25 protein-coding genes and 3 tRNA genes are annotated in these 21,295 nt (G+C 55.8%); 13 read left to right on the top strand and 15 right to left on the bottom strand.

All coding sequences use genetic code 11. The features are described 5' to 3' along the window. Positions 1-151: 151 nt before the first annotated feature. The 7 genes from ACOYA6_RS13890 to ACOYA6_RS13860 all read right to left on the bottom strand — a co-directional run bounded on the left by ACOYA6_RS13890 (position 152) and on the right by ACOYA6_RS13860 (position 4,518). The gene (locus ACOYA6_RS13890) at positions 152-643 is read right to left on the bottom strand and encodes a YjjA family protein (protein WP_223074361.1); all 492 of its coding nucleotides are present in this window, start codon (positions 641-643) and stop codon (positions 152-154) included. A gap of 82 nt (positions 644-725) precedes the next feature. Then, positions 726-1,463, bottom strand: a complete 738-nt coding sequence (dnaC, locus tag ACOYA6_RS13885) for a replicative helicase loader DnaC (protein ID WP_039030489.1) — start codon at positions 1,461-1,463, stop codon at positions 726-728. Further along, positions 1,460-2,005 carry a primosomal protein DnaT gene (gene dnaT, locus ACOYA6_RS13880; RefSeq protein WP_138370369.1) on the bottom strand — a complete coding sequence of 182 codons (546 nt, stop codon included), beginning with the start codon at positions 2,003-2,005 and terminating at the stop codon, positions 1,460-1,462. The genes dnaC and dnaT overlap by 4 nt, the downstream gene beginning before the upstream one ends. A 105-nt stretch (positions 2,006-2,110) precedes the next feature. Then, complete coding sequence (locus ACOYA6_RS13875) at positions 2,111-2,539, bottom strand: organic hydroperoxide resistance protein (protein ID WP_039030487.1); 429 nt, start codon at positions 2,537-2,539, stop codon at positions 2,111-2,113. Positions 2,540-2,569: 30 nt separating this feature from the next. After that, entirely contained in the window at positions 2,570-3,211 is a 642-nt protein-coding gene (locus ACOYA6_RS13870) for a TetR family transcriptional regulator (RefSeq protein WP_422654849.1), read from the bottom strand. Between the two features lie 66 nt (positions 3,212-3,277). After that, positions 3,278-3,751, bottom strand: coding sequence for a threonine/serine exporter (locus ACOYA6_RS13865; protein ID WP_039030485.1), 474 nt, complete (start codon positions 3,749-3,751; stop codon positions 3,278-3,280). After that, positions 3,742-4,518, bottom strand: coding sequence for a threonine/serine exporter family protein (locus ACOYA6_RS13860; protein ID WP_039030484.1), 777 nt, complete (start codon positions 4,516-4,518; stop codon positions 3,742-3,744). The genes ACOYA6_RS13865 and ACOYA6_RS13860 overlap by 10 nt, the downstream gene beginning before the upstream one ends. Before the next feature lie 509 nt (positions 4,519-5,027). Between ACOYA6_RS13860 and ACOYA6_RS13855 the strand changes: the two genes are divergently transcribed. After that, positions 5,028-5,684 carry a helix-turn-helix transcriptional regulator gene (locus ACOYA6_RS13855; protein WP_251929683.1) on the top strand — a complete coding sequence of 219 codons (657 nt, stop codon included), beginning with the start codon at positions 5,028-5,030 and terminating at the stop codon, positions 5,682-5,684. Then, positions 5,684-6,319, top strand: coding sequence for a DNA-binding transcriptional activator BglJ (bglJ, locus tag ACOYA6_RS13850; protein ID WP_422654973.1), 636 nt, complete (start codon positions 5,684-5,686; stop codon positions 6,317-6,319). Before ACOYA6_RS13855 ends, bglJ begins: the two co-directional genes overlap by 1 nt. A gap of 42 nt (positions 6,320-6,361) precedes the next feature. Here the strand turns inward: bglJ and ACOYA6_RS13845 are convergent, their stop codons facing one another. Further along, a complete protein-coding gene (locus tag ACOYA6_RS13845; RefSeq protein WP_039030482.1) occupies positions 6,362-6,820 on the bottom strand; it encodes a YbaK/EbsC family protein in 459 nt (152 codons plus the stop codon). A 328-nt stretch (positions 6,821-7,148) separates the two neighbouring features. Here ACOYA6_RS13845 and ACOYA6_RS13840 point away from each other — a divergent pair, with 328 nt between their 5' ends. Continuing rightward, positions 7,149-8,492, top strand: a complete 1,344-nt coding sequence (locus ACOYA6_RS13840; RefSeq protein WP_039030481.1) for a PTS sugar transporter subunit IIC — start codon at positions 7,149-7,151, stop codon at positions 8,490-8,492. Positions 8,493-8,588: 96 nt separating this feature from the next. On the opposite strand, the gene fhuF is transcribed toward ACOYA6_RS13840, so the two are convergent. Continuing rightward, positions 8,589-9,377: a siderophore-iron reductase FhuF gene (fhuF, locus tag ACOYA6_RS13835; RefSeq protein ID WP_223075008.1), complete on the bottom strand. Its 789-nt coding sequence runs from the start codon at positions 9,375-9,377 to the stop codon at positions 8,589-8,591. Positions 9,378-9,533: 156 nt separating this feature from the next. On the opposite strand from fhuF, the gene ACOYA6_RS13830 reads away from it, so the two are divergent. After that, positions 9,534-9,764, top strand: a complete 231-nt coding sequence (locus ACOYA6_RS13830; protein ID WP_039030479.1) for a DUF1435 domain-containing protein — start codon at positions 9,534-9,536, stop codon at positions 9,762-9,764. 39 nt (positions 9,765-9,803) lie between these two features. Here ACOYA6_RS13830 and ACOYA6_RS13825 read toward each other — a convergent pair. The 4 genes from ACOYA6_RS13825 to rsmC all read right to left on the bottom strand — a co-directional run bounded on the left by ACOYA6_RS13825 (position 9,804) and on the right by rsmC (position 11,291). Further along, positions 9,804-9,889 (bottom strand) — tRNA-Leu (locus ACOYA6_RS13825). Positions 9,890-9,921: 32 nt separating this feature from the next. Further along, positions 9,922-10,008 (bottom strand) — tRNA-Leu (locus ACOYA6_RS13820). Between the two features lie 29 nt (positions 10,009-10,037). After that, positions 10,038-10,123, bottom strand: a tRNA-Leu gene (locus ACOYA6_RS13815). A gap of 139 nt (positions 10,124-10,262) precedes the next feature. Next, complete coding sequence (gene rsmC / locus ACOYA6_RS13810; protein ID WP_139564251.1) at positions 10,263-11,291, bottom strand: 16S rRNA (guanine(1207)-N(2))-methyltransferase RsmC; 1,029 nt, start codon at positions 11,289-11,291, stop codon at positions 10,263-10,265. Positions 11,292-11,393: 102 nt separating this feature from the next. Between rsmC and ACOYA6_RS13805 the strand changes: the two genes are divergently transcribed. The 8 genes from ACOYA6_RS13805 (at position 11,394) to ACOYA6_RS13770 (ending at position 17,803) form a co-directional block, all read left to right on the top strand. Then, on the top strand, positions 11,394-11,807 hold the full coding sequence (locus tag ACOYA6_RS13805) for a DNA polymerase III subunit psi (protein ID WP_422654848.1): 414 nt from the start codon (positions 11,394-11,396) through the stop codon (positions 11,805-11,807). Beyond that, complete coding sequence (rimI, locus tag ACOYA6_RS13800) at positions 11,776-12,219, top strand: ribosomal protein S18-alanine N-acetyltransferase (protein WP_138370374.1); 444 nt, start codon at positions 11,776-11,778, stop codon at positions 12,217-12,219. Before ACOYA6_RS13805 ends, rimI begins: the two co-directional genes overlap by 32 nt. An 18-nt stretch (positions 12,220-12,237) precedes the next feature. Continuing rightward, the gene (yjjG, locus tag ACOYA6_RS13795) at positions 12,238-12,915 is read left to right on the top strand and encodes a pyrimidine 5'-nucleotidase (RefSeq protein WP_138370375.1); all 678 of its coding nucleotides are present in this window, start codon (positions 12,238-12,240) and stop codon (positions 12,913-12,915) included. Positions 12,916-13,005: 90 nt separating this feature from the next. After that, positions 13,006-14,595, top strand: a complete 1,590-nt coding sequence (prfC, locus tag ACOYA6_RS13790; RefSeq protein ID WP_039030474.1) for a peptide chain release factor 3 — start codon at positions 13,006-13,008, stop codon at positions 14,593-14,595. A 314-nt stretch (positions 14,596-14,909) separates the two neighbouring features. Continuing rightward, positions 14,910-15,527, top strand: coding sequence for a molecular chaperone OsmY (osmY, locus tag ACOYA6_RS13785; protein ID WP_039030473.1), 618 nt, complete (start codon positions 14,910-14,912; stop codon positions 15,525-15,527). Between the two features lie 127 nt (positions 15,528-15,654). Continuing rightward, complete coding sequence (locus tag ACOYA6_RS13780; RefSeq protein ID WP_002887716.1) at positions 15,655-15,816, top strand: DUF1328 domain-containing protein; 162 nt, start codon at positions 15,655-15,657, stop codon at positions 15,814-15,816. 137 nt (positions 15,817-15,953) lie between these two features. Beyond that, on the top strand, positions 15,954-17,024 hold the full coding sequence (locus ACOYA6_RS13775) for a patatin-like phospholipase family protein (protein ID WP_422654847.1): 1,071 nt from the start codon (positions 15,954-15,956) through the stop codon (positions 17,022-17,024). Beyond that, entirely contained in the window at positions 17,021-17,803 is a 783-nt protein-coding gene (locus ACOYA6_RS13770; RefSeq protein WP_422654846.1) for a TatD family hydrolase, read from the top strand. The genes ACOYA6_RS13775 and ACOYA6_RS13770 overlap by 4 nt, the downstream gene beginning before the upstream one ends. Here the strand turns inward: ACOYA6_RS13770 and ACOYA6_RS13765 are convergent. Both ACOYA6_RS13765 and ACOYA6_RS13760 read right to left on the bottom strand, forming a co-directional pair. Beyond that, positions 17,798-18,658 carry a YjjW family glycine radical enzyme activase gene (locus tag ACOYA6_RS13765; protein ID WP_039030470.1) on the bottom strand — a complete coding sequence of 287 codons (861 nt, stop codon included), beginning with the start codon at positions 18,656-18,658 and terminating at the stop codon, positions 17,798-17,800. The genes ACOYA6_RS13770 and ACOYA6_RS13765 overlap by 6 nt on opposite strands. Next, the gene (locus ACOYA6_RS13760; RefSeq protein WP_422654845.1) at positions 18,630-20,180 is read right to left on the bottom strand and encodes a YjjI family glycine radical enzyme; all 1,551 of its coding nucleotides are present in this window, start codon (positions 20,178-20,180) and stop codon (positions 18,630-18,632) included. The genes ACOYA6_RS13765 and ACOYA6_RS13760 overlap by 29 nt, the downstream gene beginning before the upstream one ends. Before the next feature lie 261 nt (positions 20,181-20,441). Here ACOYA6_RS13760 and deoC point away from each other — a divergent pair, with 261 nt between their 5' ends. Next, entirely contained in the window at positions 20,442-21,221 is a 780-nt protein-coding gene (deoC, locus tag ACOYA6_RS13755) for a deoxyribose-phosphate aldolase (RefSeq protein WP_052246194.1), read from the top strand. The last annotated feature ends 74 nt before the right edge of the window (positions 21,222-21,295 follow it).

Genomic DNA, 21,295 nt, shown 5'->3' with positions numbered 1-21,295 from the left:
ATGTAATGGCGATGCCATCAAGCTGCAATTGTAGTGTCACGTAATTGTGCTGTTGTTAGGATTTGGTTTAGAAAATCGAATGTTTGACCGGGGTCGCTTTCTGCGGGGGATGGGGGTAAACGCCGCGGCAAGAGTCGCGGCGTTTCGGGGATCAGGAGATAAAGCTCATGCCCTGTTTCAGGACAAAATCACAGGCCTGGGCTTTGACCTTTTTCGCCAGCGGTGAGTTACCGATGGTTTCCAGATTCAGCTGCTCGCCGTTATTGGCATTCAGCAGACCCTGGATGCCCTCCAGATAGTTGGTGTCCTGCTGCTGCTCTTGCGGGGTATCGATACCCAGTTTCCCCAGCACCTGGTTTTTAATATTGGTGGCATCGGTCATCGAGGCCAGCTTCTCTTTGGCGCAGTACTCGAGGATCCCGGCGGCGTTATTCATGTTGCTGGCGGAGAGCGACTCGGTGCCGCTGCCCAGCAGACCGGTCAATGCGGAAGCGGAGAGGCCGCCGCTCTGGGAAGAGGTGCTGCCCGCGCTAAGCTGGCTGGCGGCGCTGTTAAGCGTGTCCTGCCAGGAGGAGGCTGCTTGTGCTGCACCCGTCATCAGAAGGGCGCTGACTGCGGCGCTGAGAAGAAAATGTGTTTTCATAAAGCATGCTCTGTCGATTGCCCGTCGGGCGGAATGGCAGCCAGTATAAACCTCATGCTTGTGCGCTTCGCGGTAAACAATCCTAATACTCTTTACCGGTAACGCGGCTGCGATAGCTTTCCCAGTCAAAAATCACATACAGGCTGTTGCCGAGCTTCATGCGATCCATCACCCGCTCGCCCAGCAGACGCGTCATTTCATCAACGTTATGGTTGGTGAGCATGCCGGTCGGGCGCTTGGAAGAGGAGCGGCGATCGACGATCTGGTTGATGATCACTTTTTCATAGCGCGATTCGGTCTGCACGCCGATCTCGTCAATCACCAGCAGGTCGACGTTGCTGAGATCGTTAAGCAGCTGCTCCTCGCTGGTCTCCCGGTTGCTGAAGGTATCCTTCATGGCTGACATGATGTCGGCCACGGTGATAATCAGCACCGATTTACCGCGCAGCAGCAGCTCGTTGCAGATGGCCGCCGCGAGATGGTTTTTGCCGGTGCCCGGCTTGCCGCTGAAGATAAAGCTGGCGATGTTGCCGTCGAACTCTTCAACGTACTGGCGCGCCTGCTGCAGGGCTTTCAGCTGCCCCTGACTCTCCACTTTGTAGTTATCGAAGGAGCAGTTCTGATGCAGGGGACGAATGCCGGAGCGGTTAAAGGTGCGCTGCATTTTCATGGCGCGGTTTTCCCGTGCCAGCGCCGCCGCGCGGATTTCTCCCTGCTCTTTTTGCCACGCCAGTAGCTCTTCGCCGGTGGTAAAGGCCGGTTTGACGTTGGCCGGCATCATCTTTTGCAGACGCTTCATCAGTTCGCCGAACTCTTTCATTTGGCACCTCGGAATCCGTGGGGGATCTGTTTATCCGGTTCTGAAAAGGTATTCACATCGCGTTTGGCCTGACCGCCGTTGCTGGCCCGGTTGATCTGCACGCTGCGCGCCAGCTTTTGCTGCCACTGGATATGATGAAACACTTTCCCTTCCGCCTGCCAGTAGGCGGTGAAGGCGGCCAGCTCTTCCGGGGCAACAGGCTGGGTGAGGGCGATGCCCCACAAAGCCGCCTGGCGTTGAAAGTCGGGGTCAGGCTGCCAGCCGTTATACATGGCGAATTTCCCCATCGGCACCGCAACCGGCGCGCTGGTGGGTTCGTCGAAGAATTGGGTATCCAGAGTGACATCGCTGGTCGGGCGCGACAGGCGCGCTTCCGTTTCCAGCAGCTCGGCCAGACGCTGCGGCGTGATCGCATAAAACGCCGGTGCGTTATCGGCAAATACGGCGACGGTACCGCCTTGCGCATTCGCCAGCACGCCGCGGGGATCGTGCATAAAGGCATCAATGCCAGTGACGCTGGTGGTCAGGATTCTGGAGGACATAGCACTTCTCTACTGAATTACTGCGGACGAGATATGGGCTTATGGTAGCACAGAGAGGAGGGGGCAGGCAGGGGTCTGAGACCCGCTCCCTGACCCCCTGAAAAGTCAGGAGATAATATTCAGCGTCACGTCAATATTGTTGCGGGTGGCGTTAGAATACGGGCAGACAATGTGTGCCGCATCGACCAGTTTTTTCGCCTCGGCGGCGTCCATCCCCGGCAGGTGAATATTCAGTTTTGCTTCGATGCCAAACCCGGTTGGCAGCGGCCCAATTCCCACTTCGCCTTCAATAAAGGCATCCTGCGGCATGGTGATTTTGTCGCGCCCGGCCACGAACTTCATCGCGCCGAGGAAACAGGCTGAATAGCCCGCCGCAAACAGCTGTTCCGGGTTGGTGACTTCACCGCCCGCGCCGCCCATCTCTTTGGGGACGCCCAGCTTCACATCGAGCACGCCATCGGACGAGGTGGCGCGACCATCACGGCCGCCGGTGGCTTTGGCTTTGGCGGTATAGACAACTTTTTCTAAAGACATGGCTGGTTCCTTATCTCAGGGTTGAGTGAGCTAAGGACAGGTATAACGCAAGGCAACCTGAACCGCCATTTTTCGGTAGTGTTGCCGCTGGGCCTGTTCATCGGCCCCGTCTTCAAACAGCAGGGTGAAGGTGTAGCTGTTGGCCACATAGTGAAAGCTGAAGCTGCTGATCAGGCGGTGCAGATCCCGGGCGTTCACCGTCTCATTAAACAGCTGCTTCTCTTTGCCGCGGTTAAGGATGGTTTCCAGCAGATCCAGCGCGCTGCGGTTGACCTGGCGCAATAAGGCTGACTGCTGCATAAACCGGCCGCGCTGCATGTTCTCCATGCAGATGATACGAATGTAGTCGGGATGATCGGCGTGATAGTCAAAGGTGGTTTCCACCAGCTGCACCAGCGCTTCCACCGGCGGCATCGCCTCCAGACTGAGCTGCTTTTCACTGGTGCGGATCTGGGTGTAGACATACTCCAGTATCAGCAGGTAGAGGTTCTCTTTGGTCTTAAAGTGATACACCACCATTCGCTTGGTGGTGCCCGCTTTCTCGGCAATCTGCTCCATGCGCGCGCCGTTAAGCCCGTACTCGGCAAACAGCGAGAGGGCGCTGAGGAAGATTTTATCTTTCAGGCGGGATCCGTCGCTGTTTTCTGCGTTTTCGCTGCCAGGGTTAGCCACATCCGCTCCTTACTTAGCCATATGAGAACAGAGGATTATCGCCACGGCTGCGGGAGAACACAACTCTCAGACCCGGGGACGCTTGCGGTAGAGCCAGAGTCCGGGTATCGACAGCCCGATTGAGAGGGCGCCGACAATCGACGAGGCCTTCAGGAAATTGGTCAGCAGCATGATCATCTGCGCTTCGCTGTAGCCAAAATGGCTAATCTTCACCGCCGAAATCATCGCGGTATAGGCTGAGATCCCCGGAAACATCGGGATCACCGCGGCGACGGTGAAGACTTTCGGGTGCGCCAGATACCAGCGCGACCACTGGATCCCGATGCTGCCGACCAGCATTGAGGCCATAAAGGTCGACCATTCGATATTCATTCCAGCGGTCATCATCGCCATGCGCGAGCCGTGGCCGATAGCCCCCAGCAGCGCGCACCACGGCAGGGCGCGACGGGGAACGTTAAACACCATGGCAAACCCCACCGCCGGAATGGCCGCCAGGATCATGTCCTGGGCCAGCGCCCAGAGAAAATCGATTACGCCCATCCGCGAAGCCCCCATAAGGTCATGGCCATCACCACCCCGATACAGGTGGCGAGGGTCAGTAAGCTGGCAATCGCCCAGCGTGCCAGGCCGGTATTAATGTGCCCTTTAAACATATCCGCCACGGCATTGATCAGCGGAAAGCCCGGCACCAGCAGCAGCACGCTGGCGGCCATGGCGATGGTGGGTGTCGTGGCGAAACCCGGCAGTCGCAGCAGTAGCCCGGAGACGGTGGTTGCGACGAACGCGGTGATACAGAAATTAATTTGCGGGTGCAGATGCCGGCCTGTCAGCACCTGTCGTACGTACATGGCGAGGGTACTGGCGATGAAGGTGATCAGGGCGCCGTCCCAGCCGCCATTGTTGAGCTTGCAGAAGCAGGCGCAGGAGAGGCCCACCATCAGCACCACCAGCCAGCGGGGATAGCGCAACGGCCTGATCTGGCTAAAGCGTTTTTCGACGCCCTGCATATCCAGCAGCTTGTGTTCCGCCATGATCACGATGTGTTGCACCTCGGTGACGACGTGCATGTTGATCCCGCGATCGTGGTTTTTTCGCGTTGAGGTCAGGCACTGGCCCCCTTTGATGGTGGTCAGCACAATGGCGTTGGAGGAGATGGAACTTTCTACGCTGTCCATGCCCAGCGCCAGCCCCAGGCGGGTGGAGAGCTCTTCGACCAGGGCGCTTTCGGCGCCGTGTTGTAATAAAAAAAGGCCGCACTGAATACACAGTCGCGTGGCGGCGCGTTGTGGGGACTGATCTGCCTGCATCTGTTGCCCTGAGGGAGAGTTGGTGTTGAATGGCCGGAATGTCTACTTTTAGCACACAACCCTGTGGCGCTTGCGCTGGGCCAGATCAAGGTTTAAGCAGATTGGTGCTGTCACCAGGCGTTATTTTCAGATGATTAATTATTAATTTCTATGTTTTTTATATTTTTATATTTATTAAATTTATATTTAGAGTATCTAATTTACTCTTTCTGAAAATATCACGGGGCAAGGGTTAACATTTAGTCATTATTTTGCGATATTAACGCCGTTTTGGCGGTGTATACATTTGTGATGCTGGTTCTTATCGCACTCTCATTTTGCTCAGCTAACGAAAAAGGAAAAACATTACATTTTTACGTCGCCATTTTAAATGATCAGGTATTTCAACTGGATGAAAGACACGGAATGGCCGTATGAATGGATTCGGAACACAAGTACCGACAATAGCTTGTAAAAGCGTAATAATAATTGGTAAATCACCCATAATGCAAACCGGTATCGGGAGCATTATGTCACGCTATTTCCCAGACTACGAACGTTCATACTGCCGCTCCCATGAAGAACTCACGCTTCTTCAACTGCGTCGCGCCATTGTGATCATCGTTGATATTTCAGGTGAACAGCATAATCCGCGTAATATTTGCAATCAGTATTACGCATTACAAAATCAGTATAGAGATATTCACTGGATATTTTTGGTTTCTCGCGCATTTTATCCTCTTGCCGTTGAACTTCTGATGCGACCAGAAAGTACGTTACTGTCTGACGCAGAACCTGTCGAAGGCCTGGTTAAGGCAGTTCGTTCCGGCAGTGAACATGCCGAACGTATTAGTCAGACGTTATTAAGACCCGATCCGGAAGAGTTTTATGACAATCAGGACGATGTCATGTTGACGTTCTCGGAGCGTAAAGTATTACGCTTGCTTGGGAAAGGATGGGGAATTAATCAAATCGCCGCATTGCTCAAAAAGAGTAATAAAACGGTAAGCGCGCAAAAAAATAGCGCAATGAGAAGACTCGCCTTAACGAGTAACGCCGAAATGTATGCGTGGATTAACAGCACCAAGGGAATGAAAGAGCTGAGTTTATTCTCTGCCTATGGAGAGCAAGACGAATGGAAAAGAGCGCTACAAAAAGACATATCGCTATCGTCGAAAAGTGCATGATGAGTGCTATGGGGCTGAAGCATCTTTTTGCCAGTCCGGCATTCAAAGGTTATGAAGTCCATCTGTTTAGTAATATTGCCAGTTTTCAGTCCTCACTTAATTTTGTTCCGTACGCGTCTTTGATTTATTCGCTCTCTGATGAGCGTGAAGAGCGGCGTAACTGTCTGGTATGTATTAAGGAAATTTCAGCCACTCACGGTGCTATCCAGCGAATTGTGCTGGCATCGGATGCGTCAGAAGCAAGCCTGATTAATCAGCTTTCGCCGTCACGTCTGCACGGAGTCCTTCTGAAATCCGCGCCGCTGGCCGACCTGCAGGAGCAACTGAGCAAATTATTGAGTGAAAACCGGCGGGTAAATGACGGCCATAATAATCACTGGAATATTCACCGTGGGCGTTTGCTGAGCCCGACTGAACGTGCCATTTTGCAGTTCATGTCGTGCGGCTTTTCCATCCCGGAAATCGCCATCCGACTGGATCGCAACATCAAAACCATTCGTGCGCATAAGTTTAATGCCATGCTTAAGCTTGGTGTACGTTCTGACGTGGGGTTACTGCACGCGGCAGATATCCTGACGCATTTCCCCGTACCGGATCACCGCGCGCCGCGCTTTATTGTTCCGCATTTTTCATAATCGGCATATAAGACTGCGCCAGAATAATGTCTGGCGCGGGTCTTACAGACAAACGTCCACCCATGTAGCCTGTGTGAGCTCCGCCATTCTTTCCGGAGAAATGCGCACCGCGCTGTGGATCGCCCCGGCGGCAGGCAGAACTTCCGCATACTCCCTGAGCGAAATATCACAGTAAACCGCCAGCGGCGTTTCCAGTCCAAACGGGCAGACGCCACCAACGGGATGTCCCGTTATTGTCACCACTTCATCGCTGCTAAGCATCCGGGCTTTTGCGCCAAACGTCTGCTTCAGCTTTTTGTTATCAAGGCGCGCATCGCCTTTGGCGACCACGAGGATCACCTCGTCTTTAATTTTCAGCGACAGCGTTTTCGCTATCTGTCCCGGCGCAACGTTGTGCGCTTCGGCCGCCAGCGCAACGGTGGCGGTACTCTGACCCAGCTCGATGACTTCAACATCCGGGGCGTGATCAGCAAAAAACTGGCGCACAGACTGCAAACTCATTGTTTCCTCCAGAAAAATACTCTGCGTAATCTGTCATAAGAAATTATGCTCTGTAAATATTTCCTAAATCACCCACTTCTGATATCAGCGATTTCTGGATCCTCTTCACAATCACGGAAACCGGTTACAGTAACCGGTTGCAGACCATGATGCGGAGATTAATACTGATTACGTCATTTCCCCTGTATCCAATAATAAGAGTCGATTATGAAACCTATCCGTTTGAGCAGTACCGCTGGTATGCGAACCAGCAAGGTGGTGAAAGTGGTATATGGAACAACGTGCGGCGTAACAGCGCCCGAACCGATCGTCTGACAGGAGAGCCGTTATGTCTGCCAACCATGCTGCGTTTAACCTGATATTCCGCTTTGTCGAAAACTATGTCAGCCCCATTGCCGGACGCATCTCTTCCCAGCGTCACGTGATGGCGATCCGCGACGGCTTTATCTCCGCCATGCCGTTTATGATTGTCGGCTCGTTCTTATTAGTGTTTGCCTACCCGCCGTTTTCACCGGACACCACCCTGGGCTTCGCCCGCGCCTGGCTGGATATGGCGAAACAGTTCGAAGGCCAGATCCTCACCCCCTTCGATATGACGATGGGCGTGATGTCCCTCTATATTTGTGCCGCTATCGCTTACAACCTCGGCAAGCATTACGTTAAGTCGCATCAGCTCGATCCCTTCATGTGCGCCATGCTGTCGCTGATGGCCTTCCTGCTGATTGCCGCGCCAAAAACCAAAGGTGCGTTGCCGGTGGATAGCCTCGGCGGCACGGGGATCTTCACCGCCATTCTGGTGGCGATCTACTGTGTGGAGATGATGCGTTTTCTGAAGGCTCACAACATCGGTATTCGCCTGCCTGACCAGGTGCCGCCGATGATCAAAAACTCTTTTGATCTGCTGATCCCGGTGCTGGTGGTGGTGTTAACCCTCTATCCGCTGAGCCTGCTTATTCAGTCACAGTTTGGCATGCTGATCCCGCAGGCGATCATGGCCATCTTTAAACCGCTGGTGGCAGCGGCGGACTCGCTGCCGGCGATACTGCTGGCGGTGCTGATTGGGCACCTGCTGTGGTTTGCGGGCATTCACGGGGCGGCGATTGTCTCCGGGATGCTGCAGATGTTCTGGCTCACCAACCTGGGGATGAACCAGACCGCGCTGGCACAAAGCACGCCGCTGCCGCACATCTTTATGGAGGCGTTCTGGACCTTCTTCATTGTGATTGGTGGCTCCGGGGCTACGATGGGGCTGGTGTTCTGCTATCTGCGTAGTCGCTCCGCGCATCTGCGCTCCATTGGGCGTCTGAGCGTGGTACCGAGCATTTTCAACATCAACGAACCGGTGATCTTCGGTACGCCAATCGTCATGAACCCGGTGTTCTTTATCCCGTTCCTGCTGGCGCCAATGGTTAACGCCGTGCTGGCGTGGGCGGCGATGAAGCTGGATCTGATTGGCCGTGTGATTTCCGTTGTTCCCTGGACCGCGCCTGCGCCTGTAGGAGCCGCATGGGCGCTGGGCTGGGACTTCCGCGCGGCGATCCTCGTAGTGCTGCTCGCCGTGGTTTCCGCCATCATCTACTACCCGTTCTTTAAGGTGTATGAGAAACAGCTCCTGGCGCAGGAGGCCGAAGAGGCCCAGCGCACAGAAGAGGAAAGCCAGCAGGTGGCATAGGTAAAAGCAAAACGGCGACCCAAGGTCGCCGTTTTTAGTGTTTGTTCCCTCTCCCTGTGGGAGAGGGCCAGGGTGAGGGCATCAGGCCGCACCTGTTTATTTAAGCGTGCAATCCCCGCACTGTTGAACATCCGGCAGGCGATAGCGCTGACAGCAGGTGCGGCGCACCAGCAGCCCGTCGCGTGGAACGACGGTGCGGTAAAGCGGGTTGTCACGGCCATCAGAAAGCTGGCGGGCAAAGAAAATTCCTTGACGCAGGGCGTCCACTTTCTCATCCCCCAGCAGGGTTTTCATTTCGGTCAGATACCAGTGAATTAAGTAGCCGGTATTGCTCCAGATAAGTTTGGCGTTGATCTCGCCCGTCTCTTCCAGCGCTTCCACAACCGGGATCAGCGCGCGGGTAATCAGCACGTCCATCCGCTGCTGCGCCGAAAGCGAGGTCGTCTGGCTGTCTTCGTGGACGTCGATCCAGAAGCAGGCGGCGCGCCCGGTCTCATGGAACTCAACGTGGAAGTGCTCAGGAGAAAGATCCAGCGCCACGTCCTGGGTAAGCAGGGCCAGCATCAATGGCGGCACCATCAGCCCGATATACCACTGCGCCCACAGCGACAGCAGCGGCTTGTTCTCGCGCGCCAGCGTAGGCTGATTACGGTAAATATGATCGGAGTAGGTCGCCAGCAACGACTGCAGCTCGGCAGGGCGTTGCCACTGCGCCAGCGTCAGAGCGTGATGCGGATGGGGTTCGTCCAGCTTGATGACGTCCAGCAGATAGGCACGCGTCCCGGCAATGGTCTCACGCACCGCGTCCGCAAGCCCTGAAGGCCCGGTCGGGAGGGGAGTTTGCCAGATGATATTCTCGACGGCTTGTGCAGAACGTATGGACATAAGTTAGCTGGATAAAAATCTAAATGATAATGATTGCCAATCCTAACTATAGATAAAACCGTTCGCAAGGAATTTTACGCATTCAGACTTAACGCTGACAAATGAGAAAATCTATCATATGATATTGGTTATCATTATCGAGATGAGAGACGGATCATGTTGAGCAGGGCGTTAGGAAGTGGATGGGGAGTGATACTGCCGGGCATGGTGATTGCCGGGCTGGCGTGTACCGATCTGTCGCTGGCGGTCTGGAAAGTGATTATCGCGTCGGGATTGCTGATTTCATCTGCCATGATCTGGCATAAACAACTGCGGCATTTCGTGCTGCTGCCATCATGTGTCGCGCTGATAGCGGGCATGTGGGTTCTGGTGATGAATCTGAACTAACGGGAGAAAGAGAGAATTTCTAAGGAGAGATAAGATAATTGGTGCGAGGGGGGGGACTCGAACCCCCACATCCTAAGGACACTAACACCTGAAGCTAGCGCGTCTACCAATTCCGCCACCTTCGCACAGTCATCTTATTTTGTTGATATCGCCTCGTTGGTGCGAGGGGGGGGACTCGAACCCCCACATCCGTAAGGACACTAACACCTGAAGCTAGCGCGTCTACCAATTCCGCCACCTTCGCCCAGTGCGAGCAATATCAATCATGGTTATTGGTGCGAGGGGGGGGACTCGAACCCCCACATCCTAAGGACACTAACACCTGAAGCTAGCGCGTCTACCAATTCCGCCACCTTCGCATACCATCGATACAAAAAAAGTATCGTAACCACGGAGGCGCATTCTAGATGTTTTCAGCTGTTCGTCAACAGATAATTGTGCCGGATGTTTTATTTGTTGCAAAAATGGCCTGATCGGGCGGATCAGGCCTGGGGGGCGTTATTTCTTCGCCTGGCGGGTCATGATCGCGCGGTAGATCTTAAAGCGGCCGGTTTGCGCCAGCACTTCGTGGAAACCAAAGACTTCGTCCAGCACTTTCGGGTACGGCAGGAAGGCGTTTGCCACGATACGCAGCTCGCCGCCGCTGTTCAGATGACGCACCGCGGTGCGGATCAGGGTCTGCGCCGCTTCGAGGGTGGTTTCTACCCCATCATGGAACGGCGGGTTAGAGATAATCATATCGAAACGGCCGGTCACGTCGGACAGAACGTTGGAGGCAAACACTTCACCTTCAATGCCGTTGGCCGCAAGGGTGGCGCGGCTGGCTTCGATGGCTGATGCGCCAACATCCGTCAGGGTTAAACGCACTTTTGGTGAGTGGCTGGCCAGCACGGCGGAGAGCACGCCTGCGCCACAGCCGACGTCCAGCACTTTGCCTTTGGTGTGCGGCGTGAAGGTGGAGAGCAGCAGCTGGCTGCCCACGTCCAGGCCGTCGCGGCTGAAGACGCCCGGCAGGGTTTTGATGGTCAGGCCATCAAGCTGATATTCGCCCCAGTATTTTTCCGCGTCGAAGGACGGTTTTTTGTCCAGACGGCCATGATAGAAGCCGCAGCGACGGGCGCTGTCGATTTTGGTCAGGGTGGCGTACTCCGCCAGCATCTGCTCAGCGCTGCGCACGCCGCTGCGGTTTTCACCGACAACGAAGATATCGCAACCCACCGGCAGCAGGGAGAGCAGGTTCATCAGCTGGAACTGGGCTTCAGGTTTGTTCTTCGGCCAGTAGTAGATCAGCGTGTCGCAGTCGGCCACGTCGGCCTGTTCGGCCACCAGGCTGAAACGGACGCGCTCGCCCATCTGACGGCTCAGCACCTGCCAGTGGTGATACTGCTGGGTGTGCGCACGGCTGTCGGCACACTCGAAACGGGCAGGCAGGTCATCCTGCATATCTCCGGCAAACAGAATACGGCTTTGTTCGAAATCATCACTGTGGCGCAGCAAGACTTCACTTGCCGGGGTAAATGCAGACATGAATTGTTCCTCAATAAACTCAGGCGGGGATTATAGTAGGTAGATGGCGCAGATTCGACACATTTGGTATATTTGCGCGCCTGACAAACAGGAGTTTTGGCAATGGCATCCCGACGAGACAGGCAATTACAGCAACTGGGCATTACCCAGTGGGCGCTGCGCCGCCCGGCGGCATTGCAGGGTGAAATCGCCATCTCGCTTCCGGCGCATATTCGTCTGGTAATGGTGGCGAAGAGCCTGCCCGCGCTGAGCGAGCCGGTGGTGGCCGACGTGCTGCGCGCGCTGAGGCTGGGGGCCGATCAGGTGCTGCAGCTGACGCCCGATCGCGTCGCCATGCTGCCCGAGGGCAGCCGCTGCAACAGCTGGCAGCTTGGCGTACAGGAAGAGATTGCTCTGGAGGGCGCGAGCATGGCCACGCCAGCCCTGGACGAACTTAACGTAAACCCGGCGGCATGTCGCGCGCTGTGGCAACAAATCTGCGAACATGAACACAATTTCTTCCCTCAAGACGACTGATTTAGCGCAGGCTTTTGACATCGAAAAACGCGCCCACGCCTTTCCGTGGAGTGAAAAAACCTTTGCCAGCAACCAGGGTGAGCGTTACCTCAACTATCGGCTGGATGTCGATAATCAGCTGGCGGCATTTGCCATCACGCAGGTCGTTCTGGATGAAGCGACGCTGTTTAACATCGCTGTAGATCCTGCTTTCCAGCGCCGTGGGCTGGGCAGAGAACTGCTGGAACATTTAATTCGCGAGCTGGAAGCACGAGACGTGTTCACGCTGTGGCTGGAAGTACGGGCCTCGAACGTCGCCGCCATCGCACTCTATGAAAGCCTGGGCTTTAACGAGGCGACGATCCGCCGTAACTATTACCCCACCGCAGAAGGACGTGAAGACGCCATCATCATGGCTCTGCCGCTTGGATAACTAATAAAGGTTGTAACGATGAACTGGGACTGGATTTTCTTTGATGCTGACGAAACGCTGTTTACCTTTGACGCGTACGGCGGCTTACAGCGGATGTTTCTCGACTACAGCGTGACCTTCACCGCTGAAGACTTCCAGGATTACCAGACGGTGAATAAACCGCTGTGGGTGGACTACCAGAACGGCGCTATCACCGCGTTACAGCTTCAGCACCAGCGTTTCCAGGGGTGGTCCGATCGCCTTAACGTTCCGCCAGGCGATCTGAACAATGCCTTCCTGAATGCGATGGCCGAGATCTGCGCCCCGCTGCCGGGCGCCGCGTCGCTGCTCGCCTCCCTGAAGGGCAAGGCGAAGCTCGGGATCATCACCAACGGCTTCACCGCGCTCCAGCAGATCCGCCTTGAGCGGACCGGTTTTCGTGACTACTTTGATTTATTAGTGATTTCAGAACAGGTTGGCGTGGCCAAACCGGCCCCGCAAATCTTCGATTATGCGCTGGCTCAGGCCGGGAACCCTGACCGGTCAAAAGTGCTGATGGTAGGGGACACGGCGGAGTCCGATATCCTTGGCGGGATGAACGCCGGGCTGTCAACCTGCTGGCTGAACGCGCACAATCGCACCCTGCCTGAGGGAATCAAACCGACCTGGACCGTGACCTCCCTCGGCGAACTGGAGCAACTCCTGTGTAAACATTGATTGCCTGCCCCCCATTGATGGGTAAAATAGCCGCATTTTCGTATTCATGATGCGCGGCCTGCTGTCGCGCTTTTTAAAGAAGATTTAATTATGACGTTGTCTCCTTATCTGCAAGAGGTGGCGAAACGCCGTACTTTTGCCATTATCTCTCACCCGGATGCCGGTAAAACGACAATCACCGAAAAGGTGTTGCTGTTCGGACAGGCTATCCAGACCGCCGGTACGGTAAAAGGCCGTGGCTCCGCCCAGCATGCAAAATCGGACTGGATGGAGATGGAAAAGCAGCGTGGTATCTCTATTACCACCTCCGTGATGCAGTTCCCGTATCACGACTGCCTGGTGAACCTGCTGGACACCCCGGGTCACGAAGACTTCTCCGAAGATACCTACCGTACCCTGACGGCGGTGGACTGCTGCCTGATGGTTATCGATGCCGCAAAAGGCGTTGAGGATCGTACCCGTAAGCTGATGGAAGTTACCCGTCTGCGCGATACGCCGATCCTGACCTTCATGAACAAACTCGACCGCGACATTCGCGATCCGATGGAAGTGATGGATGAAGTGGAGCGCGAGCTGAAGATCGCTTGCGCGCCAATCACCTGGCCGATTGGCTGCGGCAAACTGTTTAAGGGCGTTTACCACCTCTATAAAGACGAAACCTACCTGTATCAGACCGGTAAAGGTCACACCATCCAGGAAGTGCGCGTCGTGAAAGGGCTGGATAACCCGGATCTGGACGCGGCGGTAGGCGAAGAGCTGGCTGGCCAGCTGCGTGATGAGCTGGAGCTGGTCAAAGGCGCTTCCCACGAATTTGACCAGGAGCTGTTCCTGAGCGGCGAAATTACCCCGGTCTTCTTCGGTACCGCACTGGGTAACTTCGGCGTAGACCATATGCTTGACGGCCTGGTGGAGTGGGCGCCGCAGCCGATGCCGCGTAACACCGACACCCGTGAAGTGGTCGCCAGTGAAGAGAAGTTCACCGGCTTCGTCTTTAAGATTCAGGCCAACATGGACCCGAAACACCGCGACCGCGTGGCGTTTATGCGTGTGGTCTCCGGCAAATATGAAAAAGGCATGAAGCTGCGCCAGGTGCGCACCGGTAAAGACGTGGTGATCTCGGATGCGCTGACCTTTATGGCCGGCGACCGTTCCCACGTGGAAGAGGCGTACCCGGGCGACATCATCGGTCTGCATAACCACGGCACCATCCAGATTGGTGACACCTTTACCCAGGGCGAGATGATGAAGTTCACCGGTATTCCGAACTTCGCACCAGAACTGTTCCGCCGTATCCGCCTGAAGGATCCGCTGAAGCAGAAACAGCTGCTGAAAGGGCTGGTTCAGCTGTCGGAAGAGGGCGCGGTACAGGTGTTCCGTCCAATCGCCAACAACGACCTGATCGTGGGCGCCGTGGGTGTGCTGCAGTTTGACGTGGTAGTTGCCCGTCTGAAGAGCGAGTACAACGTTGAAGCGATTTACGAATCGGTGAACGTGGCGACCGCCCGCTGGGTAGAGTGTTCTGACGTGAAGAAATTCGAAGAGTTCAAGCGTAAGAACGAGATCCAACTGGCGCTCGACGGCGGTGATAACCTCACCTATATCGCCCCGACCATGGTTAACCTGAACCTGGCGCACGATCGTTATCCGGATATTCAGTTCCGCAAAACCCGCGAGCACTAATCCCTTCCCGGAGCACGGCAGCCGCCGTGCTCTGCTTAAATTTCTTTAAATCCCTGCCTTATTAATCCCTTGCGGAATGTTCTTAATTCAACGGCTTTTGCTGCTTATTGCTCATTTTTTGCCCGATTCTGAAAGCGCGCCTGTGAGAGTGATCTATATTTAACTCAGTGTTTAACACCGGGCGCAGATGAAAGCTCTATTCAATGCGTGTTGATAAGGTTCTCATCTCGCCCGAGTGTTGATTGGTAGTAATAAAGACTACTTGCACGTAATGATTGACGCTCGAAGTCGGAGCAAAACACAGGAATACATCGATGAATACTAAAAAACTGAAGATTTCGAAAACTCTGCTGGCGGTAATGATGGGTAGCGCACTGGTATGCGGTTCTGCGATGGCGGAAACCACTGCAACCGACAAAGCGCAATCCACAGCCAATACCGCTGGTGAAAAAATCGATAACTCTATGAATAAAGTCGGTAACTTCATGGATGACAGCTCTATCACAGCAAAAGTAAAAGCTGCGCTGGTGGATGCTGATGACATTAAGAGCACCGATATTTCCGTAGAAACCGATAAAAACGTCGTTACGCTGAGTGGCTTTGTAGAAAGCCAGGCGCAGGCTGAAAAAGCCGTTAGCGTGGCGAAAGGTGTTGAAGGTGTGAAATCCGTCAGCGATAAACTGCATGTCCGTGATGGCAAAGAGCAATCTGCCAAGGGCTATGCCGGTGACGCAGCGACCACCAGCGAAATTAAAGCCAAACTGCTGGCCGATGACATCGTCCCATCACGTCACGTGAAAGTGGAAACCACTGACGGCGTGGTACAGCTGAGCGGTGAAGTAGAGTCAAAAGCACAGAGCGACCGTGCTGAAAGCATCGCCAAAGCTATTGATGGCGTGAAAAGCGTTAAAAACGATCTGAAAGTGAAATAAAAATCGATAATTCGTCCTTCTGGCTGAGGCCAGAAGGCGAGATAAGAATTAAACATGTAGATATCGCCGTGAGCAAACCTGAGCGCTCACCATGCGGTCGACATTAACTATGGTAAAGGAGAGTCATATGTTTCGTTGGGGCATCATTTTTCTGGTTATCGCGTTAATTGCCGCCGCTCTGGGTTTTGGTGGTCTGGCGGGTACCGCGGCGGGTGCGGCGAAAATTGTCTTCGTCGTCGGTATTATCCTGTTCCTGGTAAGCCTGTTCACCGGACGCCGTCGTCCATAGCTCAGGTAACCGTTATGCTGAAGAAAAGGCCCATGTTAAGCATGGGCCTTTTTATTTGGCGTACATCCGGTTTGGGAAAACCGGCGGGTGTGCGCTACTGTGTAGGGATATAACAAATAAAAAAACAGGAAGCAGAGGTGGGGCAGCGAATTCCGGTTACGCTCGGCAACATTGCGCCGTTAGCACTGAAACCCTTTCGGCCAGGCCAGATTGCGCTGGTATGTGAAGGCGGTGGGCAGCGAGGGATCTTCACGGCCGGCGTGCTGGATGAGTTTATGCGCGCGCAGTTTAACCCGTTCGATCTCTTTTTTGGCACTTCCGCCGGAGCGCAGAATCTTTCGGCCTATGTCTGTAATCAGCCGGGTTACGCCCGCAAAGTGATCATGCGTTATACCACCTCCCGCGACTTCTTCGATCCGCTGCGCTTTGTGCGCGGCGGCAATCTGATCGATCTCGACTGGCTGCTGGATGCCACCGCCAGCAAAATGCCGCTGGCGATGGACAGCGCCTCGCGCCTGTTTGATGCCGGCAAAGCCTTCTGGATGTGCGCCTGTCGCGGCGATGACTACTCGGCAAGCTACTTTTCGCCGCAAAAAGAGAACTGGCTGGATATTCTTCGCGCCAGCAGCGCCATCCCCGGTTTCTACCGCACGGGGGCGCTGCTGGACGGGATTAGCTATCTGGACGGCGGCGTCAGCGATGCGATCCCGGTGCAGGAGGCGGCCCGACGCGGCGCGAATACCATCGTTGTGATCCGCACCGTGCCGTCGCAGATGTACTATACGCCACAGTGGTTTAAGCGGATGGAGCGCTGGCTGGGTGAAAGCAGCCTGCAACCAATGCTCAACCTGGTGTCGCACCATGAGGCGAGCTATCACGCCATCCAGCATTTTATTGAAAAGCCGCCGGGCAAACTCAGGATCTTCGAAATCTATCCGCCAAAACCGCTTAACAGCATGGCGCTGGGCAGCCGCATCCCCGCCCTGCGGGAAGACTACAAAACCGGACGTCTGTGCGGGCGCTATTTCCTGGCGACGGTGGGCAAACTGCTGGCCGAACAGCCGCCGCTGCGCCGCCACCAGCGGATCATCGCCCCGGCCACGGTGGTGGTTCCTCCTGCAAGCGTGGCCAACGATGCGCTTACCACCCCGCTCGTGGATGCCCCGCAGGCCAACGACACCCTGTTTGATAACGAGGATCTGGCGTGACTTACCGCTTTGTTGATACCCATTGTCACTTTGATTTCTTCCCCTTTACCGGTGATGAGCCCGGCAGCATCCAGCGTGCCGCCGAGGCGGGCGTTATGGCCATCGTGGTTCCGGCCATTGATGTGGCGAGCATCGATCGGGTGCTGGATCTCGGGGCGCGCTATCCGGCGCTGTATATGGCCCTGGGTCTGCATCCCATTGTGATTGAATCCCATCAGGATGCGCATCTGGACACGCTGGAAGCGGCGCTGGCGGCAAAGCCGGAAAGGCTGGTGGCGGTGGGGGAGATCGGCCTCGATCTCTATCGCGAGGATCCTCACTTCGAACGACAGGAAGCGATCCTCGATGCCCAGCTGAAGCTGGCGAAACGCTACGATCTGCCGGTGATCCTCCATTCCCGGCGCACCCACGACAAGCTGGCGATGCACCTCAGGCGCCACAATCTGCCGCGAACCGGGGTGGTCCATGGCTTTGCCGGAAGCCTGCAGCAGGCCCAGCGTTTTGTGGAGATGGGCTATAAAATTGGCGTCGGCGGCACCATCACCTATCCCCGCGCGAGTAAAACCCGCGATGTGATGGCGCAGCTACCGCTCTCCGCCCTGTTGCTGGAGACCGACGCCCCCGATATGCCGCTCAACGGTTTTCAGGGCCAGCCGAACCGCCCCGAGCAGGCGGCGAGGGTATTTACAACGCTATGTGAACTGCGCCCGGAGCCTGCGGATGAGATCGCCCAGGCGCTGCTGGATAACACCCGGGCGCTGTTCAACCTGCCGCTATAGATAGAGCGCCGGGCGGATCACTGCGATCTGCTCCCGCTCCAGCAGCTGCGCCAGCGGTTCGACATCATCGGCCGTCGCGCTGCGCCAGTGACGGGCTTCGCCGTAGACGCCATGGGCATGAAAAGCGTTGATCCTGACCGGAACATCCCCCAGCTGACGGATAAATTTGACCAGTTCGCGATGGTGCGTCAGGTAATCACAGCGATCCGGGATCACCAGTAAACGCAGCTCGCTCAGCCGGTGGTGTGCCGCCAGCCAGCGAATGCTGTGCTTGATAAGCGCGTTGTCGCGCCCGGTCAGAAAACGGTGATGGGCGTTGTCCCAGGCCTTAAGATCGACCATTGCGCCATCAAACACCGGGAGCAGCTTTTGCCAGCCGGTTTCGCTTAGCAGGCCGTTACTGTCCACCAGACAGGACAAATGCTGCAGCTGCGGATCGGCTTTCAGCGCGGAAAACAGCGCCACCAGAAACGGCAGCTGGGTGGTGGCTTCCCCGCCGCTGACGGTGATGCCGGAGATAAAGGGCGCGACCTTGCGGATCTGCACGATAACCTCCTCCACGCTTAACCGCTGCGCCATGGGCGTCGCCTGCTGCGGGCACATCTGCAGACAGGTATCGCACTGCTGGCAGGTCGCGTCATCCCACCAGACCCGTCCGGCCTGAATATTCAGCGCATCGTGCGGGCAGTGCGGCACGCAGGCGGCGCAGTCGTTGCAGCGCCCGATGGTCCACGGGTTGTGGCAGGTTTTGCAGCGCAGGTTGCACCCCTGCAGAAACAGGGCCAGGCGGCTGCCGGGCCCGTCAACGCAGGAGAACGGGATAACCTTACTGACTAAAGCGCATCTGCTGTTCATGGCTTATCACGCGCGGCTGGCGCTCCAGTATGCGGGTGTTGCGGGCGGCCTCTTCGCCCAGCCAGGTGGTGTTGGTGCGCGAGCCTTCGGCGCGGTATTTTTCCAGATCGGACAGCCGCACCATATACCCCGTCACACGAACCAGATCGTTCCCTGAAACGTTAGCGCTGAATTCGCGCATCCCGGCGCGGAAAGCGCCCAGACAGAGTTCCACCACCGCCTGCGGATTGCGCTTCACGGTTTCATCCAGGGTCAGGATGTCGCTGATCCCGGCGTGGTAGTGGCGATGATGCGGCGCGACCGCCAGCAGGTGGCTAATCGGATCCGGCTCATCGCCATACGGCAGACGCGCCCCCGGCGTGGTGTCCACGTCAGAGCTGATCCCCGACTGGGCATGGAGCATGGCGCGGTGTCGCCAGCCATGTTTGACCGGGGTGGCTTCCACAAAGGCCGCCAGCTGTTCGCTGATGCGATACCCCAGCGCATTGGCCTGGTCATCTTTGCCGTAGCGCCCGTGAATCCCCGCTTTTTCGCACAGCACGTTCACCGCTTCGGCGAGACCGTACATGCCGAACATCGGCACAAAACGGTCGGGATCGATCAGCCCTTCTTTCACCAGGAAGCTATTCTCAAAGAAGCCGGAACGCTGATACAGGAAGTCGCAGCGCGCATCGATGATGGCAATCTGCTGCTGACAGTAGTGCGGCAGGGTGTGGGTAAAGAACGCCTCGAGGGTTTCGCTCTGCTCCGCGATGGCCTTCAGGTTGAGGCGCACCAGGGTGCTTCCCCCGCCTGCCAGCGGCAGCGAGTTGTAACAGCTGACCACGCCAAAGCCATTTTTTGTGAAAATTTTATCATTTACCGGCCCGTTGGAGATATGCGGTTTACTGCATTCGCAGATGTTCTTCGCCACCTCCAGCAGCAGTTCGTCCGGCGTGATTTTGGGATCGTAAATAAAGGTGAGATTGGGTGAAACCTGCTTAAGCTCTGCATCGGCGCGTAAAATGGCGCGCGTTACCGGGCCGTCTGCCGGGCCGATGTTGGCATGGACGAAGGCATCCGGCAGGGTACGATCGAGGTAGCGCCAGAAACGTTTTATTCGAATATCGATTTCTTCTTGTGTTAGAATTCTAACATACGGCTGCAGCAGCGTATCGAGATGGCCGAGGAACACCGGCATGGCGGTAACGGACGGAACATGGTGGTAAAGGATGGTCAGCAGCGACAGCGCATCATCCAGATCCTGAGCGCCTTCCAGTTCCAGCCATTTTGAACCCTGTTTCAGGAACAGCGCATAGTCAGGCAACACGTAGCGCGGTTTGTAAGGCGCGTGGCCTTCAAACATATCGCAGATAAATCCCCCGGCCAGCGCCAGACGCGCATCGTTATCCAGGGCCGGGTAGGGCAGATTGTTTTCCGCCTCCAGCGCCAGAAAGTGGCGTTTTTGTTCGGGACTTAACACCGGGCTTGTCACAATTTTCTGGCAACGTTGTTGCAGGGCGGCGGGGGTGGATGGGGACATTGTCGCTTCCTTATTCTTCTGCATGGACAGGGGAAGATTGTAGAAAGACTCCTGCCAGCTGCTTTTGATCCTGCGCGGGTGCCTGACGCTTTAATCAGCAGTTGTAGCTAAATTATTTGAAGTTGATCTCATTATGGTTATGCAAATTTGTATGCATATTTCATTAACTGTGATGAATGTCGAAGTGAGAAAGCGGGTGAATGTTAGAATACTCACAGACCCGCAAGGTGAAATTTTACGGCTATACGCCCGGAGAATGTTATGACCGATTTAACCGCAAGCAGCCTGCGTGCTTTAAAACTGATGGATCTGACCACCCTGAATGACGACGACACGAACGAGAAAGTGATCGCCCTGTGTCATCAGGCGAAAACCCCGGTGGGCACCACGGCGGCTATCTGTATTTATCCGCGTTTCATTCCGATCGCGCGTAAGACCCTGAAAGAGCAGGGCACGCCGGACGTGCGTATTGCCACCGTGACCAACTTCCCACACGGTAACGACGACATCGAAATCGCGCTGGCAGAGACCCGCGCCGCCATCGCTTACGGCGCTGACGAAGTGGACGTGGTCTTCCCGTACCGTGCGCTGATTGCCGGTAACGAGCAGGTGGGCTTTGAGCTGGTGAAAGCCTGTAAAGAGGCCTGCGCGGCGGCAAACGTGCTGCTGAAAGTGATCATCGAAACCGGCGAGCTGAAAGAAGAGGCTTTAATCCGTAAAGCGTCTGAAATCTCTATTAAAGCGGGTGCAGACTTCATTAAAACCTCCACCGGTAAAGTGCCGGTCAATGCCACCCCGGAAAGCGCACGCATCATGATGGAAGTGATCCGCGATATGGGCGTGGAAAAAACCGTGGGCTTCAAACCGGCGGGCGGCGTGCGTACCGCAGAAGACGCGCAGCAGTTCCTGGCGATTGCCGATGAGCTGTTCGGTGCCGACTGGGCTGATTCCCGCCACTACCGTTTTGGCGCATCCAGCCTGCTGGCCAGCCTGCTGAAAGCACTGGGCCACGGCGACGGTAAGAGCGCAAGCAGCTACTAATAGCACTATTCGTTGTAGGCCGGATAAGGCGTAGCCGCCATCCGGCGTTGTTCCGGTTCGCCGGGTGGCGCTAC

This window comes from Leclercia barmai (genome assembly GCF_049312895.1).
Classification (GTDB): Bacteria; Pseudomonadota; Gammaproteobacteria; order Enterobacterales; family Enterobacteriaceae; genus Enterobacter; species Enterobacter barmai.
The sequence above is the reverse complement of the archived record's forward strand: the minus strand, read 5'-3'. Positions and strand labels throughout refer to the sequence as shown.